The sequence below is a fragment of the Streptomyces sp. NPDC002144 genome (genome assembly GCF_053593695.1).
In genome coordinates this window covers 57,879-73,307 of record NZ_JBSFDB010000039.1, presented here as the reverse complement: position 1 = coordinate 73,307, position 15,429 = coordinate 57,879, and the positions used below count along the sequence as shown (strand labels likewise).

Annotated in this window: 14 protein-coding genes and 4 pseudogenes; 12 read left to right on the top strand and 6 right to left on the bottom strand. The window is 70.3% G+C overall.

Annotation, left to right across the window (positions count from 1 at the left end; genetic code table 11):
* Positions 1–326 precede the first annotated feature (326 nt).
* The 3 genes and pseudogenes from ACWCQ1_RS39645 to ACWCQ1_RS39635 form a co-directional block, all read right to left on the bottom strand.
* Positions 327–437: pseudogene (locus ACWCQ1_RS39645) on the bottom strand (transposase); the annotation flags it as partial.
* Between the two features lie 272 nt (positions 438–709).
* Positions 710–2,170, bottom strand: a complete 1,461-nt coding sequence (locus ACWCQ1_RS39640; RefSeq protein WP_451028567.1) for an aldehyde dehydrogenase family protein — start codon at positions 2,168–2,170, stop codon at positions 710–712.
* Positions 2,171–2,361: 191 nt separating this feature from the next.
* Entirely contained in the window at positions 2,362–3,207 is an 846-nt protein-coding gene (locus ACWCQ1_RS39635; RefSeq protein ID WP_451028566.1) for an IclR family transcriptional regulator, read from the bottom strand.
* 143 nt (positions 3,208–3,350) lie between these two features.
* Here ACWCQ1_RS39635 and ACWCQ1_RS39630 point away from each other — a divergent pair, with 143 nt between their 5' ends.
* The 7 genes from ACWCQ1_RS39630 (at position 3,351) to ACWCQ1_RS39600 (ending at position 10,022) form a co-directional block, all read left to right on the top strand.
* Positions 3,351–4,691 carry an ABC transporter substrate-binding protein gene (locus ACWCQ1_RS39630; RefSeq protein ID WP_451028565.1) on the top strand — a complete coding sequence of 447 codons (1,341 nt, stop codon included), beginning with the start codon at positions 3,351–3,353 and terminating at the stop codon, positions 4,689–4,691.
* Entirely contained in the window at positions 4,688–5,464 is a 777-nt protein-coding gene (locus ACWCQ1_RS39625; protein ID WP_451028564.1) for an ABC transporter ATP-binding protein, read from the top strand. The genes ACWCQ1_RS39630 and ACWCQ1_RS39625 overlap by 4 nt, the downstream gene beginning before the upstream one ends.
* On the top strand, positions 5,457–6,224 hold the full coding sequence (locus tag ACWCQ1_RS39620; protein ID WP_451028563.1) for an ABC transporter ATP-binding protein: 768 nt from the start codon (positions 5,457–5,459) through the stop codon (positions 6,222–6,224). Before ACWCQ1_RS39625 ends, ACWCQ1_RS39620 begins: the two co-directional genes overlap by 8 nt.
* Positions 6,221–7,099 carry a branched-chain amino acid ABC transporter permease gene (locus tag ACWCQ1_RS39615; protein WP_451028562.1) on the top strand — a complete coding sequence of 293 codons (879 nt, stop codon included), beginning with the start codon at positions 6,221–6,223 and terminating at the stop codon, positions 7,097–7,099. Before ACWCQ1_RS39620 ends, ACWCQ1_RS39615 begins: the two co-directional genes overlap by 4 nt.
* The gene (locus ACWCQ1_RS39610) at positions 7,096–8,142 is read left to right on the top strand and encodes a branched-chain amino acid ABC transporter permease (protein ID WP_451028561.1); all 1,047 of its coding nucleotides are present in this window, start codon (positions 7,096–7,098) and stop codon (positions 8,140–8,142) included. The genes ACWCQ1_RS39615 and ACWCQ1_RS39610 overlap by 4 nt, the downstream gene beginning before the upstream one ends.
* Positions 8,143–8,146: 4 nt before the next feature.
* Positions 8,147–9,649 carry an aldehyde dehydrogenase family protein gene (locus ACWCQ1_RS39605; protein WP_451028560.1) on the top strand — a complete coding sequence of 501 codons (1,503 nt, stop codon included), beginning with the start codon at positions 8,147–8,149 and terminating at the stop codon, positions 9,647–9,649.
* Between the two features lie 205 nt (positions 9,650–9,854).
* On the top strand, positions 9,855–10,022 hold the full coding sequence (locus tag ACWCQ1_RS39600) for a hypothetical protein (protein WP_451028559.1): 168 nt from the start codon (positions 9,855–9,857) through the stop codon (positions 10,020–10,022).
* Positions 10,023–10,111: 89 nt separating this feature from the next.
* Here the strand turns inward: ACWCQ1_RS39600 and ACWCQ1_RS39595 are convergent, their stop codons facing one another.
* The gene (locus tag ACWCQ1_RS39595; RefSeq protein WP_451028558.1) at positions 10,112–10,303 is read right to left on the bottom strand and encodes a hypothetical protein; all 192 of its coding nucleotides are present in this window, start codon (positions 10,301–10,303) and stop codon (positions 10,112–10,114) included.
* Positions 10,304–10,307: 4 nt separating this feature from the next.
* Positions 10,308–10,484, bottom strand: a complete 177-nt coding sequence (locus ACWCQ1_RS39590) for a hypothetical protein (protein ID WP_451028557.1) — start codon at positions 10,482–10,484, stop codon at positions 10,308–10,310.
* A gap of 94 nt (positions 10,485–10,578) precedes the next feature.
* On the opposite strand from ACWCQ1_RS39590, the gene ACWCQ1_RS39585 reads away from it, so the two are divergent.
* The 4 genes and pseudogenes from ACWCQ1_RS39585 to ACWCQ1_RS39570 form a co-directional block, all read left to right on the top strand.
* On the top strand, positions 10,579–11,664 hold the full coding sequence (locus tag ACWCQ1_RS39585) for an alpha/beta hydrolase (RefSeq protein WP_451028556.1): 1,086 nt from the start codon (positions 10,579–10,581) through the stop codon (positions 11,662–11,664).
* A gap of 8 nt (positions 11,665–11,672) precedes the next feature.
* Positions 11,673–11,921: pseudogene (locus ACWCQ1_RS39580) on the top strand (FAD-dependent monooxygenase); the annotation flags it as partial.
* A gap of 16 nt (positions 11,922–11,937) precedes the next feature.
* Positions 11,938–12,822 (top strand): intradiol ring-cleavage dioxygenase, encoded by an 885-nt coding sequence (locus tag ACWCQ1_RS39575; RefSeq protein ID WP_451028555.1) that lies wholly within the window; start codon positions 11,938–11,940, stop codon positions 12,820–12,822.
* Positions 12,823–12,860: 38 nt separating this feature from the next.
* Positions 12,861–13,208: pseudogene (locus ACWCQ1_RS39570) on the top strand (iron-containing alcohol dehydrogenase); the annotation flags it as partial.
* 11 nt (positions 13,209–13,219) lie between these two features.
* On the opposite strand, the gene ACWCQ1_RS39565 reads toward ACWCQ1_RS39570, so the two are convergent.
* Positions 13,220–14,431 (bottom strand): RNA-guided endonuclease InsQ/TnpB family protein, encoded by a 1,212-nt coding sequence (locus ACWCQ1_RS39565; protein WP_451028554.1) that lies wholly within the window; start codon positions 14,429–14,431, stop codon positions 13,220–13,222.
* A gap of 161 nt (positions 14,432–14,592) precedes the next feature.
* Between ACWCQ1_RS39565 and ACWCQ1_RS39560 the strand changes: the two are divergent.
* Positions 14,593–15,287: pseudogene (locus ACWCQ1_RS39560) on the top strand (maleylacetate reductase); the annotation flags it as partial.
* Between the last annotated feature and the right edge of the window lie 142 nt (positions 15,288–15,429).

Below are 15,429 nucleotides of genomic sequence, written 5' to 3'. Positions count from 1 at the left end.
TGTGCGTCCTTGTGGGTGTCGACCCCGAGGATGACCTCGTCGTGTGGGTGTTGCTGTCTGGTGTGCGCACGGGTGGGCATACTGGCCACGGTCGGTCCGCCTCCTGTTGGTTGGAGCATCGGATGGCCGACACCGGACCGGTCGGGGCGGTCAAAACTGTGACGGCGCCCTGTTCACGGCAAGGCCCCTATCGGGACACGTCCCGCCGGGCCGGTGGCAGCAAGTACCGCCCCGAGCCAGCGACCGACAGATCCAAATCAGGACACCACGGTCCGTTCTCACGCGGGTCAGGCCGCCGCCCGGGGCAGCACCCGCCGATTCTCACAGTTCTCACGGACGAGTCGAGTCGACAGCTTGTGCAGGAAGTCGCGGCGCCGGTCGGCGATCCGCGCGCGCACCTTGGCGACCTTGCGCCGTGCCTTGGCCCGGTTCGCATTGGGCTGTCGGATCCGCCAGGACATCTTCTACGTCGCCGGGCGCGCCGCGATGGCCCTCGACCTCGGGCACTTGGAAGCGGCAGAGCGGGAGATGCGGCGCATGGAAGAGGTGAGTTCCGTGGAGCGCGACAGAGCCACTGTGGTTGATTCGCGGCGCAACGCACGGGGCGTTCCCCGATCGACTTCCGCAACGGAATCAGGGGACTGGCCACGAGCGGGTCCCACGGTGCCCACGAGGACACCGGTTCGGACCCGCCCGCCGCCCCCGCACCTCAGAAGGGGTAGTGGGCCTGCTGGGTGGCGATGGTCACCCAACGGGTGTTGGAGAACGCCTCCAGGCCCCATCGTCCGCCGAACCGGCCGTACCCGGAGGCCTTCACTCCGCCGAAGGGCGCGTGGGGCTCGTCGGCCACGGACTGGTCGTTGATGTGCACGATGCCCGTCCGGACACGACGGGCGACGCTCAGCCCGTGGGTGGCGTTCTCGGTGATGATGCCGCAGGTCAGGCCATTGTCGGTGTCGTTGGCGACGGCCACGGCGGTGTCGTCGTCGCCGAACGTCTCGACGACGCAGACCGGCCCGAAGGACTCTGCGTAGTACAGGTCCGCGTCCTTGGGAACGCCGGTGAGCACGGTCGCCGCGTGCACCGCGCCCTCCGGCCGTCCGCCGCCCGCCAGCACGGTGGCGCCCTTGGCGACCGCGTCCTCCACCAAAGCGGCGACGCGCTGTGCGGCGGAGGTGGTGACGAGCGGGCCCACCACGGTGTGCGGGTGGGCAGGGTCCCCGGCCTGGAGGGAGGCGACCTTGGCGGTGAACTTCCGGGTGAACTCCTCGGCCAGCGACTCGTGTACGAGGATGCGGTCGCCGGACATGCAGATCTGCCCGGAGTTCATGAACACGCTGAAGGTGACGGCGTCGACGGCGTAGTCCACGTCCGCGTCGTCCAGGACGATCACCGCGTTCTTGCCGCCGAGTTCGAGCAGGGCCGGCTTGAGGTGCTTCGCCGCGTGGGTGCCGATGATCCTGCCGATGCCGGTGGAGCCGGTGAAGTTCACGGCACGTACCCGGGGATCGGCGATCAGTGCCTCGGCGATCTCCGCCGCGTCCTCGCGGGCGTTGGTGACGACGTTGAGTACCCCGTCGGGCAGTCCCGCCTCGCGCAGCACGTCCGCGACGAGCAGTCCGCAGGCGATCGGCGCGTCCTCGCTCGGCTTGACGACCACAGTGTTGCCGGCGGCCAGCGGTGCCGCCACGGCCCGGACACCGAGGATGACCGGGGCGTTCCACGGCGCGAACGCCGCGACCACGCCCAGTGGTTCCCGCACCGCCAGGCCCAGCGTGCCTTCCTCCTGTGCGCTGAGCACCTCACCGCGCGGAGCGGTGATCGCGGCGGCCGCCTCCCGCAGGATGTTCGCCGCCAGCGCCACGTTGAAGAACGCCCAGGGGCGCGTACCGCCGGCCTCGTGGGCCATGATCTCGGCCACCTGCTCGGCACGTGCGTCCAGCAGATCCGCCGCCTTGAGGAAGATCGCGCGACGGGCGAAGGGCGTGACTGCGGCCCATTCGGCGAACGCCGCGTCGGCGGCGTCCACGGCCCGGGTCACGTCCTCCGGGCCGGCCGCGGCGACGGTCGCGTAGACCTCGCCGGTGTAGGGGTTGACGTCCTCGGCTGTGCGGCCGGAGAGGGCGGGCACGTCCTTGCCGCCGATGTGCAGTTCACGGGTGAGGGACATGAAGGGCTTCTTTCGGTTCGCCACAGGGAACGGCTCTGCTCTGTTCTCCTGGTGAAGGAATGTCCACAGAGCGATGGCTGCGTGAGTCTGCGCTCGTCCGGAGCCGGTGTCAATGAAATGAGTTCACGCTGTTCCGTATGCAGCGACACATGTTCCAATTATTCAAACGACATCGCGCGGATCCCTACGGATCAGGCTTGCGGCCGGTGCCCGAGCCGGATGGAGATCTCTGTCGTGGCGCGCCGCAGGGGAGCCTCCAGCCGCGACATCACCGATTCCACCGAGGCGTTCCACACCGTGAGGTGCACCGCGACATTGACCGCGGCCACCACGGTGCCGGACCGGTCCCGCACCGGCGCGGCCAAGGACCGCAACCCGGGCGCGAGTTCCTCGTCGTTCAGCGCGAACCCGGTGCGCCGGACCCGCGCCAGCGCCACCATGAGCTGCTCGCGGGCCGTGATCGTCTTCGGTCCCCGTCGGGCGAGGTCCGTGCGATCGACCAGGTCACGCAGGACGGCCGGCTCCTGGTGGGCGAGCAGCACCTTGCCCATCGAGGTGCAGTAGGCCGGAAGGCGGGAGCCGACGTGCAGGTGGAGGCCCATGGCGAAGGTGCTCGCGCGACCGCTGCGCCGCCGGTCGACGTACACGATGTCCGGGCCGTCGAGCACGGCCATGCTCACGGTGTAGCCGGTCTCGTCCGACAGGGCCTGGAGGAACGGCCCGGCGACGCGGGTGATCTCCATGGAGTTGATCGCGGCGAACCCGAGGTCGACGACCCGGGGCCCGAGGGAGTACTTCCGCGAGTCCGGATCCTGCTGGAGGTAGCCGAGTTTGGCGAGCGTCGCCACATACCGGTAGGTGGTGCTGCGGTTCAGGCCGACCGCGCGCCCCAGGTCGGAAATGCCCAGCACGGGGCGGTTCTCGCTGAACGAGGAGAGGATCAGCAGCCCGCGTTCGAGTGACTGGGAGAAGCCTGCGGCGGCAGGCTTCGGGGGCTTCGCGGGGTCCTCGGAGTCCTCGGATGCCAGGGGAGTCATGGGCTCGTCGGATCCCGACGACGGTGTCCGTGAGGTCATGCCGCATGGTAGCGCCGAATGTTTCATCTATTAGAACGCCGCGTTGACTTTCGTGACAGCCGCTCCTACGTTCCCCCCACCTTTGGTTCACCAGGAGGGCAAACATGCCTAAGTCTCCTATGTCCGAACCGGCCCCCGAACCCAGCAGACGCCAGATTCTGCGCACGGCGGGCCTCGGTATGTCCGGACTCGCCCTGGCAAGTCCGCTGCTCGCCGCGTGCAAGGTCGGCAGCGGCGACAGCGGCGGCAGCAGTGAAGCCGGCACGCTGAAGATCGGGTTCGTCAGCCCGCGCACCGGCCCCGCGGCCGGTTTCGGTGAGCCGGACGCATACGTGCTCAGCCTGGCCCGCAAGGCCCTCGCCGACGGCCTGACCATCGGCGGCAAGAAGTACCAGGTCAAGATCATCGACAAGGACGGCCAGTCCAACCCGCAGCGCGGCTCCCAGGTGGCCAACGACCTGATCAACGCCGAGGGCATCGACCTGATGCTCACCACGTCGACGCCGGAGACGGTCAACCCGGTCTCCGACGCGTGCGAGGCCGCCGGTGTCCCGTGCATCTCCACCGTCGTCCCCTGGGAAGCCTGGTACTTCGGCCGTGGAGCCAAGCCGGACCAGAAGCAGGCCTTCAAGTACACCTTCCACTTCTGCTTCGGCGTCGAGCAGTTCCACCAGGCGTACACGAGTCTGTGGCCGCAGGTGACGACGAACAAGAAGACCGGCGTCATGTGGCCCAACGACTCCGACGGCAACGCCATCCGGCACGCCCTCGGACCCCTGCTGAAGAAGAACGGCTACGACATCGTCGACCCCGGCGCCTACACCGACGGCACCAACGACTACTCGTCGCAGATCGCCAAGTTCAAGTCCGAGAACTGCGAGATCTTCAACACCTTCCCCATCCCCTCCGACTTCGCCACCTTCTGGCGGCAGGCGGCGCAGCAGGGCTACAAGCCCAAAATCGTGCAGGTCGCCAAGACGGGCCTCTTCCCCTCCCAGATCGAGGCGCTGGGCCCCATAGGCATCGGCATCGCGAGCGGCGCCTACTGGACCCCGACCTTCCCCTACAGCTCCTCCCTCACCAAGATCTCGTCCAAGGACCTCGCCGACGGCTACCAGAAGTCGTCCGGCAAGCAATGGACCCAGCAACTCGGAGCCAGTCTCGCCCTGTTCGACGCCGCCGCGGCCGCGTTCCGGGCCGCCACCGACCCCAGGGACAAGAAGGCCGTCGCCAAGGCGATCGCCGGTCTCGACGTCGATACCCCAGTCGGCAGGCTCCAGTGGGGCAAGGGACCCAACGCCAACGTGGTGGCCACCCCCATCCTCGGCGGGCAGTGGACGCAGGCGGCCAAGGGCAGCCCATACAAGCTGGACTTCGTCGTGTGCGAGAACGCGTGCGACAGCAATGTCCCCGTCGCCGCGCGTCTGCGCCCGTACACCGCGTGAGCGCCGTGAGCACCCCGGCGGCCGACCCCACGAGGACGGAGGACGTCCAGCCCGTCCTCGTGGGGTCGGGCCTCACTCTGAACTACGGTGACCTGCGCGTCCTTGACGGCGTCGACTTCCGCGTCGGCGCCGGCGAGGCCGTCGGCATCGTGGGCCCCAACGGCGCCGGGAAGACCACCCTGTTGAACGCCCTGGCCGGATCGGTCACACCGGACCAGGGCACCATCCACCTCGACGGCCACGACGTCACCCCGCTGCGACCGGAACTGCGATGCCGTCAGGGGATCGGCCGGGCGTTCCAGATCCCGCGCCCCTTCCGCGGCATGACCGTGCTGGAGAACGTACTGGTCGGCGCCTCCTACGGCACCCGGCTGTCGCGCCGCGCCGCCCACCGAAGGTGCGTCGAAGTCCTTGAACTCTGCGGACTGATCGACCTCGCCAACCGGCGCGCCGAGAGCCTCGGCCTGCTGCACCGCAAACGGCTCGAACTCGCCCGCTCGTTGGCGACCGACCCGCGTGTCCTGCTGCTGGACGAGATCGGCGGCGGCCTCACCGACGCCGAGGCCGCCGAACTCGTCGGCACCATCAAGCAGTTGCGTGACCTCGGCATCAGCATCGTGTGGATCGAGCACATCGTCCACGTCCTGGTCCAGGTCATCGACCGCCTGGTGTGCATGGACGCCGGACGGGTCCTCGCCGAGGGCGATCCCGAGGCGGTCCTGCGCGACGCGCATGTCGTCGACGCCTACCTGGGAAGGGGCAGCCATGGCTGACCTGCTGCACATCTCCCACCTCGACGCCCGCCACGGACTCCTCCCTGCGGTACGGGACCTGTCGCTGGCAGTGTCCGACGGTGAGGCCGTCGCCCTGGTAGGCGCCAACGGGGCGGGAAAATCGACCCTGTTGCGCACCGTGGCCGGGGCTCACCCGGCCGCCGGGGGAACCCTCACCTTCGACGGCGACGACATCACCGGCCTGGCGGCGCACCGGCGCGTGAGGCGTGGCCTCGCCCTCGTCCCCGAAGGCCGCAAGCTCTTCCCCGACCTCACCGTCGAGGAGAACCTGCTCGTCGCCGGCCGGCGCGCCAGGCCCGGGCCATGGAGCGTCGACGCCGTCCTGGACACCTTCCCGCTGCTGCGGCCGATCCGCCACAAGCGGGCGGGCAGCCTGTCCGGCGGCCAGCAGCAGGCCACCTCCATCGGCCGCGCCCTGATGACCAACCCCCGGCTCCTCCTGGTCGACGAGGTCTCGCTCGGCCTCGCCCCGGTCGCCGTCGACGCCGTCTACGAGTCGCTCACGGCACTCATCGCCGACGGCGCGACCGTCCTCCTGGTCGAGCAGGACCTCAGCCGCGCGATGACGGTCGCGGACCGCGTGGTCTGCATGCTCGAAGGCCGCGTCGTCCTCGACGCCCCCGCCGGTGAGGTCACCCGAGACCAGGTCACCGACGCCTACTTCGGCCTCGGCCGGGCCGGTACGACCTCCGCCTCCGTCGGCACACCGGCGGCCCACCCTTCCTCGGAGCGGACATGAGCTGGATCAACGCCCTCGTCCAGGGCCTCTTCCTCGGCGGCCTGTACGCCCTCTTCGCCTGCGGCCTGTCCCTGCTGTTCGGCGTCATGCGCATCATCAACCTCGCCCACGGCGACCTCGCCGTCCTCGGCGCGTTCGGGGTCTGGTGGATCTTCGACCGGGCCGACGTGTCACCGTTCCTGGCGCTGCTCGCGGTGCTCCCGGTGATGCTCGCCCTCGGCTACGCCCTCCAGCGCACCGTCCTGGCCCGCAGCCTGCGCGGCGGAGAACTCACCCCACTGCTGACAACCTTCGGACTCGCCATCGTCCTGCAGAACGCCCTGCTGCAGATCTTCTCCCCGGACGTGCGCTCCCTCGGCCCGTCCGTGGGCTCGCTGTCGACCGGCAGCTGGAAGATCACCGAGGAGTTGTCCGTCCCCTACCTGGGCGCGCTGATCCTCGCCGTCGCCGTCGCCGTCCTCGGCGCGCTCCAGTTCCTGCTGCAGCACACCGGATTCGGCAGGGAAATGCGCGCCACCGCCCAGGACCCGGACACCGCCGCGCTCGTCGGCGTACCCGCGGCGTCCGTGTACGCCCGCGCCGCCGCGATCGCCGTCGCGGTCGCCGCCCTGGCCGGCACCTTCCTCGCCGTCCACTCCACCTTCGATGCCTCCAGCGGCCCGACCCAGCTCATCTTCGCCTTCGAAGCGGTCGTCATCGGCGGCCTGGGCTCCCTGTGGGGCACGCTGACCGGTGGCGTCGTCCTCGGCATCGCCCAGACCCTCGGCGCCCGGATCGACCCGCAGTACTCGATCCTCGCCGGACACCTGGTCTTCCTCGTCATCCTGGCCGGCCCCCGCGGCCGGTTCATCGCCACCCGGAGAGCCCACGTATGACCACCGCAGCCGCCCCATCCCCGTCCGGCGCATGGTCCGTCCAGCGTGCCGGACTGGCGTCCCGCATCGGTTCCACTGCCCTCGTCCTCGGCGCGATCGCCCTCTTCGCCGTCCCCCAGGTGCTCAGCGCGAACGTCGTCCAGCAATGCACCAGCCTGCTGATCTTCCTCATCCTCGCCGTCATGTGGAACGCCCTGGCCGGATACGCCGGGCTCGTCTCGGTCGGCCAGCAGGCATTCATCGGGTTCGGCGCGTACGGCACGATCTACCTCACCCAGCGCGGTGTGCCGCCGTACCTTGCCGTCGTCCTCGCATCCCTCGCCTCCGCCGTACTCGCGGTGGTCCTCTCCCTGCTCGTCCTGCGGCTGCGCGGCGGCCAGTTCGCCGTCGGCACCTGGGTCGTCGCCGAGGCGATCGCCCTGTTCGTCATGCTCGACCAGAGCCTCGGAGGCGGAACCGGCATCTCCCTCCAGGGGCTGAGCGGCTACGCGCCCGAGGTGCGCCGCGCCTTCACCTACTGGCTCACCCTCGGCTTCGCCGTCCTCCTCCTCGTCCTGCTCTTCCTCCTGCTGCGGCACCGCACTGGCGCGGCGCTGCAGGCGATCCGCGACGACGAGGACGCCGCTGCCTCGCTCGGCGTGCGGGTCAGACCGCTCAAGCTCATGCTGTTCGTCCTCGCCGGCTTCGGATGCGGTGCCGCGGGGGCCCTCACCCTGGCCAACACCCTGTTCATCCAGCCCCAGTCCATCTTCGGGGTGCAATGGTCGGCGTACATGATCTTCATGGTGCTGGTCGGTGGCATCGGCACCTTCGAGGGACCGATCATCGGCGCCGTCCTCTTCTTCACCGTGCAGTACTTCTTCGCCGACCAGGGAGCCTGGTACCTGATCGGGCTGGGCCTGACCGCCGTCGCCTTCGCCCTCTTCCTGCCGCGTGGGCTGTGGAGCCTGCTGAACGACCGGCTGCATGTCCAGTTGCTACCTGTCGGTTACCATCTGCGGCGGCAGGGGGCCCGTCCCCAGTCGGCACCGAGGGAGACTTGACCAGGTGAACGTTCCCGACCCCACGGCGACGGACCCAGGCCGACCGGATCTCCCGGTCACGGTGCGCCACCACATCGGCGGTGAGTGGACCGAGCCGCTGGGCGGAGGAACCTACCCCGACCACGACCCCTGGACCGGATCCGTCATGGCGACGGTCGCCGCCGGCGACGCTGAGGACGCCCGCCGCGCGGTGGACGCCGCCCAGAGGGCCTTCGCCGGGTGGGCCGAGGTGCCGCCGGCCGAGCGACAGCGGGTCCTGCTGCGCGCGGGTGACATCCTCGACCGCCGTCGTGAGGAGGTCATGACCCTGCTGAGGAGGGAGACGGGATGCGGCGGCCACTTCGCGACGGTTCAGGTGGACTTCAGCGTCTCGCTGCTCCGCCAGGCCGCCGGGCTCCCCTACACCGCCGTCGGCCAGGTGCTGCCCTCGGACATCCCCGGCACCCGGGCGCTCGCCGTCCGCCAGCCGGTCGGAGTGGTCGCGGCCATCGCCCCGTGGAACGCCTCCCTGGTGCTGGCCGGCCGCAGCGTCGTCGGCCCGATCGCCCTCGGCAACACGGTCGTCCTCAAACCGTCCGAGGAGTCCCCTCTCACCGGCGGCACGCTCTGGGCGGAGATCTTCGCCGAGGCCGGGCTCCCCGCAGGCGTCCTCAACGTCATCACCCACGCCCCAGGTGACGCCGGCGCCATCGCGGACGCGCTCCTCTCCCACCCCGCGGTGCGCCGCGTCAACTTCACCGGCTCCACGCCCACCGGCCGCCGCCTCGCCGAGACGGCAGGACGTCACCTCAAGCGCATCGTCCTCCAGCTCAGTGGCCACAACCCGCTCCTCGTCCTCGCCGACGCCGACCTCGCCTACGCCGTCGACGCCGCGATCTACGGTGCGTTCGTGCACCAGGGACAGGTGTGCATGTGCGCCCGCCGCATCTACGTCGAGCGACCGATCGCGCAGGAGTTCACCCGCCTGTTCACCGAGAAGGCGGCGGCCCTGCCCGTCGGCGACCCGAAGGATCCACGCACCGTGGTCGGACCGGTGATCAACAAATGGGCGCTGTCCCTCCTGGACCGCCGCGTGCAGGAGGCCGTCTCGATGGGGGCCCGTCTCCTGTCCGGGGGCACGGCGGAGCCGCCGTGCTACCCGCCCACCGTCCTGACCGACGTCCCCGAGGATGCCGAACTCGCCTTTGACGAGACCTTCGGCCCGGTCGTGATCCTGGAGACCGTCGACGACGCCGACCAGGCGGTGGAGCGCGCGAACGCCTCCCGCTACGGGCTGACCGCGGGTGTCCTGACCGGCGACGCCCATCGCGGCCTGGACATCGCCCGCCGTCTCGAAGCGGGGATCGTGCACGTCAACGACCAACCGGTGAACGACGAGCCGAACATGCCCTTCGGCGGTGTGAAGGAGAGCGGCTGGGGCCGCTTCGGCACGGGCTTCGCAGCCGAGGAGTTCACCGAACTCCGCTGGATCAGCCTGCGCGGACAGCCGCGCGACTTCCCGTTCTGACGGGGCGGGCGCCGGGAGTGCGCTGCCACTGCTGAAGGAACAGGGCGAGGATCTGCACGGTCTGGGCGAAGGAGCGCCGCCGCGCGGGCGGGCGTCCCGGCTGGAGTGTGCGGGCGGTCGAGGTCGATCTGGCCGGGGGTGAGGCCGAGGTGGGCGAGCAGGTCGCACTGCGCGGGCTCGAGGCGGCCCTAGGTGGCAAGTGGCGGTGCAGCCAGCTGCCCGCCTTCACCTCGGCGGCCACCAGAGCGACCGCGGCCGCTGCACCGAGACCTGCACCTTGGACAAGCCCCTCGACGCGAAGGAGGCCCGGCGCTCACTCGCCGAGCACGGGCACGGGCACGCCACCATGGGCATGCGACAACGGCCCGCGTAGGCGCGGGTCCGGTGCGCGTACGCGGACGGCTGGGCCTCCCGGCGTCGTCGAGCACCTCACCCGGGTGAACCTCGGTCGTCCGGGCCGGCTCATCCCAGCAGTTCGGCGGGGCCGGTGACGGTGCGGCTGGGCGGGGGCGGCTCGCGCCGTGCCCTGTCCTCGCTCAGCGCCCTCTGCCGTGCCTGCCGCCACAGCATCTGCTCGTCCTCAGCTTCACGTACTGCCCGGCCGCGCGTCGTCGCCGAGGTCGTGGAGTCGTCCTTCGACGTCGTGCGCGCCAAGCGATTAGGTCGGCACCGGCAGCTTCCGCCTGACCGGCCTCTCCGACCGCGACCCGCAGTACACACTGCCGGTCGTCGAGCAGCTGGAGGCCGCGTTCTGCACCGACGCCCTGGTCACCCTCGCCGCCACGCGCACCTTCCCGGTGAAGCAGCCGCCCTCGGAGGTGCTGATGAGCGCCATGCATCATGGCGTCCCCAATCGGCATTGGACCGGCCGGGAGCCGGTCATCAATAGTGCTGGGGATGGGCGAAGACGCCGTGACGGAGGTTCGACGATGACCATCCCCCCACTCCCCGGAACCACCGAGCCGGCCCGTGCCGCCTCGCCGTTGACGATCAGCGAGCAAGGCGCGTTCTGGATCGGTGTCGGGCGCAAGCCGACCGAGGCCGGGACCGCCGCCCAGGCCGCGATGTACGTCCAGTACCAGATCCCGGCCGATCTCCGGCATCCGCTGCCCGTGGTGATGGTCCACGGGGGCGGCGGCCAGGGCACGGACTACCTGTCGACGCCGGACGGGCGTCCCGGCTGGGCCACCCGGTTCCTCGAGGCCGGTTACGCCGTGTACGTGGTCGACCGTCCAGGTCACGGGCGCTCCCCGTACCACCCCGATGTCCTCGGGCCCATCGAGGGCGCGGCGCCGACGTACGAGTTCATTCGCTGGCTGTTCTGCGACGGGGCGGGACGACCCGGTAGCCAGTGGCCCGGCAGCGGCGAGATCGGCGACGACTCCGCGCTGGACCAGTTGATGGCGAGCCAGGGCCCGACGCTGCCCACCTTCGCCGAGAACGAGGAGCAGATGCGGCGCTGCGGGGGCGAGTTGCTGGACCGTATCGGACCGGCCGTGCTGATCACCCACTCCATGGGGGGACCGTTCGGCTGGCTGGTCGCCGATGCCCGGCCCGGGCTGGTGAAGGCCGTTGTCGCCGTCGAGCCGATGGGGCCGCCGTTCACCGAACTGCCCGGCCTCGGAAAGTTGGAGTGGGGGCTCACCGCGGCCCCGATCACTTACGAGCCGCCGGTACGGACCCCGGAGGAGCTGCACCTTCGGCTGCGCGAGGCGGGGGGCGACGGGCTGCAGGACTGTCTCGTCCAGGACGAGAAGTCAGGCCCCGTGCGGTCCCTGCCGGGGCTCCGGGGCTTCCCGATCGCCGTGGTCGCGGCCGACACCTCGCCGTTCGCAGCGTTCCAGCACGGTATCGCCGACTACCTCGTCCAGGCCGGTGCCGACGCCGAGTTGCTGCGCCTGGCGGACCTGGGGTTCACGGGCAACGGTCACATGCCCATGGGCGAGAAGAACTCCGACGACGTGGCCGAGGCACTGATGACCTGGCTGGACAAACGACTGGCGGATGGGGAGTAAACGTCCCGATGACCAGCGTGACCACCGTGCCGAGCGTCGAGACCGATGTGCTCATCGTGGGAAGCGGGCCCGCGGGAGCGAGCGCCGCACTGGCGCTGAGCACCTATGGCGTGCCGAACGTCATGGTCACCAGCTACTCACGCCTCGCGGACACACCCCGGGCGCACATCACCAACCAGCGGACCATGGAAGTGCTGCGTGACCTGGGTGTCGAAGAGGGTGTGATCGCCCAGGCCACCCCGCGGCAGATCCTGGGGCGGGGCTGAGCGGGGCATGGACCTCACCACGAAGACCACGACGAGCGCGGCGACCACGACGACGGCGGTGCTGGAAAGCTTCGCCCACACCTCCGATCCCCGATTGCGCGAGGTGCTGGTCTCCCTGACGCGTCACCTGCACGCTTTCGTACGGGACATCGAGCCGACCCAGGCCGAGTGGGAGCGGGCGATCGACTTCCTGACCGCAACCGGGCACATGTGCGACGACACCCGGCAGGAGTTCATCCTGCTGTCGGACGTCCTGGGTGTGTCGATGCTCGTCGAGACGACCAACGACCACAAGGCCGCCGCCGCGACCGACTCGACGGTGCTCGGCCCCTTCCACATGACCGAGTCCCCGGACCGTGAACTCGGGGCGAACATCGACCTGGTCGGCGGCGGTGAGCCGTGTGTGATCAGCGGACGGGTCGTCTCCGTCGACGGCACCCCGCTGCCCGGCGCGACGCTGGACGTGTGGCAGGCCGACGACCAGGGCTTCTACGACGTCCAGCAGCCGGAGAAGCAGCCGCCGGGCAATGGGCGCGGGCTGTTCACGGCGGACGCGGAGGGGCGGTTCTGGTTCCGCTCGTACGTTCCGAGCCCGTATCCGATGCCGACGGACGGGCCGGTCGGCTCGCTGCTGGAGGCGACCGGCCGTCACCCCTACCGTCCGGCCCATGTCCACTTCATCGTGGGCGCCGAGGGGTACAGCCCGGTGACGACGCACATCTTCGTGGCGGGCAGCGACTATCTGGAGTCGGACGCGGTCTTCGCCGTGCGGGAGAGCCTGGTCGAGGAGTTCGTCGAGGTGGACTCACCCGAGGAGGCCGCGGAGTTGGGCCTGGCCAACCCCTTCCGCCGGGCGCGCTTCGACATCGTGCTGCAACCGGTGATCGCGTGAGGGAACGCGCCCTGGACTTCACCTACCAGGCCCAGCCGATGCGCGTCCTGTTCCGGTCGGGTGCCGTCCCGGACGCGGTGCCCGACGAGGTCGCGCTTCTCGGCCTCGGCCGCGTCCTCGTGCTGTGCGACGACCATGGCTGGGACAGGGCCCGTGCCGTCGCCGCGTCTCTCGGCGACGCCTGCGCCGGGCTTCACGCGGGGGCGGTGACGCACGTCCCGGTGGAGGTCGCCGACCTGGCCGTCGAAGCGGCTCGCGAAGCCCGGGCCGACGGCTGCGTGGCGGTCGGCGGCGGTTCCGTGACCGGCCTGGCCAAGGCCGTGGCGCTCAGGACCGGCCTGCCGATCGTCGCCGTCCCGACGACGTACGCCGGATCGGAGTTGACATCCTCCCCTGCCTAAAGGCGGGGGATTCCAGCGGTCGCCCGCTGGGGTTCCTGCTTCACCGACGACCGCCCCGTCCGGGAGGACTCCCGTTGAGGTCTTACACCGTCTCCACAGGCTGCTGCCGCCAGCCCGGCGGCCAGGATGTTGCGTGCCGCGTTCACGTCGCGGTCATGCACCGCGCCGCAGTGCTCGCACGTCCACTCGCGCACGTTCAGCGGCATCTTCGCCGCGACCGTGCCGCAGCCCCCGCACAGCTTGCTGGAGGGGAAGAAGCGGTCGATCACGACGAGGTCGCGCCCGTACCAGGCGCACTTGTACTCCAGCATCATGCGCAGGTCCGTCCAGGCCGCATCCGAGATGGCCCGCGCGAGCGTGCCGTTCTTCAGCAGATTGCGGACGGTGAGGTCCTCGATCACGACCACTTGGTTCTCGCGGACGAGTCGAGTCGACAGCTTGTGCAGGAAGTCCCGGCGCCGGTCGGCGATCCGCGCATGCACCTTGGCGACCTTGCGCCGGGCCTTGGCCCGGTTCGCCGAGCCCTTCGCCTTGCGCGCCAGCTCCCGCTGCGCCCTGGCCAGACGGGCGCGATCCCGCCGCTCGTGCCGGGGGTTGGCGATCTTCTCCCCGGTGGACAGGGTCACCAGCGAGGTGATCCCGGCGTCCAGGCCGACCACCGCGGTGGTGGCCGGCGCGGGCGTGATGGTGTCCTCGACGAGCAGGGACACGAACCAGCGGCCCGCCGCATCCCGGGACACGGTCACCGTCGTGGGCTTGACACCTTCGGGCAGTGGACGCGACCAGCGGATGTCCAGCGGTTCGGTCATCTTGGCCAGCGTCAGTCGCCCCTCGCGCCAGGTGAAGGCGCTGCGGGTGTACTCGGCCGAGGCGCGGGACTTCTTCCGGCTCTTGTAGCGCGGGTACTTCGCGCGCTTGGCGAAGAAGTGGGCGAACGCCGTCTGCAGATGCCGCAGCGCCTGCTGCAGCGGGACGGAGGACACCTCGGCCAGGAAGGCGAGTTCCTCGGTCTTCTTCCACTCGGTCAGGGCGGCGGAGGACTGCACGTAGGAGATCCGGCGCTGCTCGCCGTACCAGGCCCGGGTGCGCTCCTCCAGCGCCTTGTTGTACACCAGGCGGACGCAGCCGAACGTGCGCGACAGCTCCGCCACCTGCTCGTCCGTGGGGTAAAAGCGGTACTTGAACGCCCGCTTGACCTGCTCCGCCATACCTCACACCCTATCAGCTCCCGTGTGAGACATGGTGGTCGGCCGGCTGCCGGCGAACGCCGGTCCGCCCCGGCGGCGAACCGACTTCTCCTGCCCTGCTCCGCAGGATCTTCGCTTCCTCCCCCGGCTCAAGCCGGGGGTATCCACGAAGGAGAGCCCCGATGACACCCGTCTGGGGCCTGACGGAGGGCGCGGTCAAACGCACCGGGCGCGACCCGAAGGTGTTGCCGCGCAGCGTCGTGTACGACCCGCTGCTCACGCTCACCATGCCGCCCGTGGGGTCCGCGACGAGCGGCATGAACGCGATCGCGCACGCCGTCGAGGCTCTGTACGCCCCGGACTCCACTCCGATCGTCTCCCTCATGGCGGAGGAGGGTGTGCGGGCGATGGCCGCGGCCTTCCCGAGATCGTCGCCGACCCCTCGGGGCATGACGCGCGCAGCCGCGCGCTGTACCGGGCGCGGCTGTGCGGTGCCTGTTTCGGCGCCACCACCATGGGGCTGCACCACAACCTCTGCCATGTGCTCGGCGGCACCTTCGACCTGCCGCACGCCGAGACACACGCCGTCGTCCTGCCCCATGTACCGGCCTTCAACGCGCCGGCGGTTCCCGAGGCACTGGCGGCGCTGCGCCGGGCGCTCGATGTCCCGGATCCGGTACGGGAGTTGCACGAGCTGGGCGAACGGCCGGGCACCCCGCGATCGCTCACCGACCTGGACCTGACCACCGCCGACATCGACCGCGCCGTCAAGGTCGCAGTCACGGCACCATACGGCAACCCTCGCGAGGCGTCCGCAGACGACCTGCGGGCCATCCCGCAGATGGCGTACACCGGCGGCCTGCCGAGCGGCGCCTGAAAGCACCCCTTCCGCATACAGCGCACCGGTGACTCGGCAGCGGAGGCGACATGGCAAATCGCAACAGAACGAACGGACTCGACATTCCCGACACGGCGTTGCCCGCTCTCGTCCTCGACCAGGCCTCTGGCGCCGGTGGCAC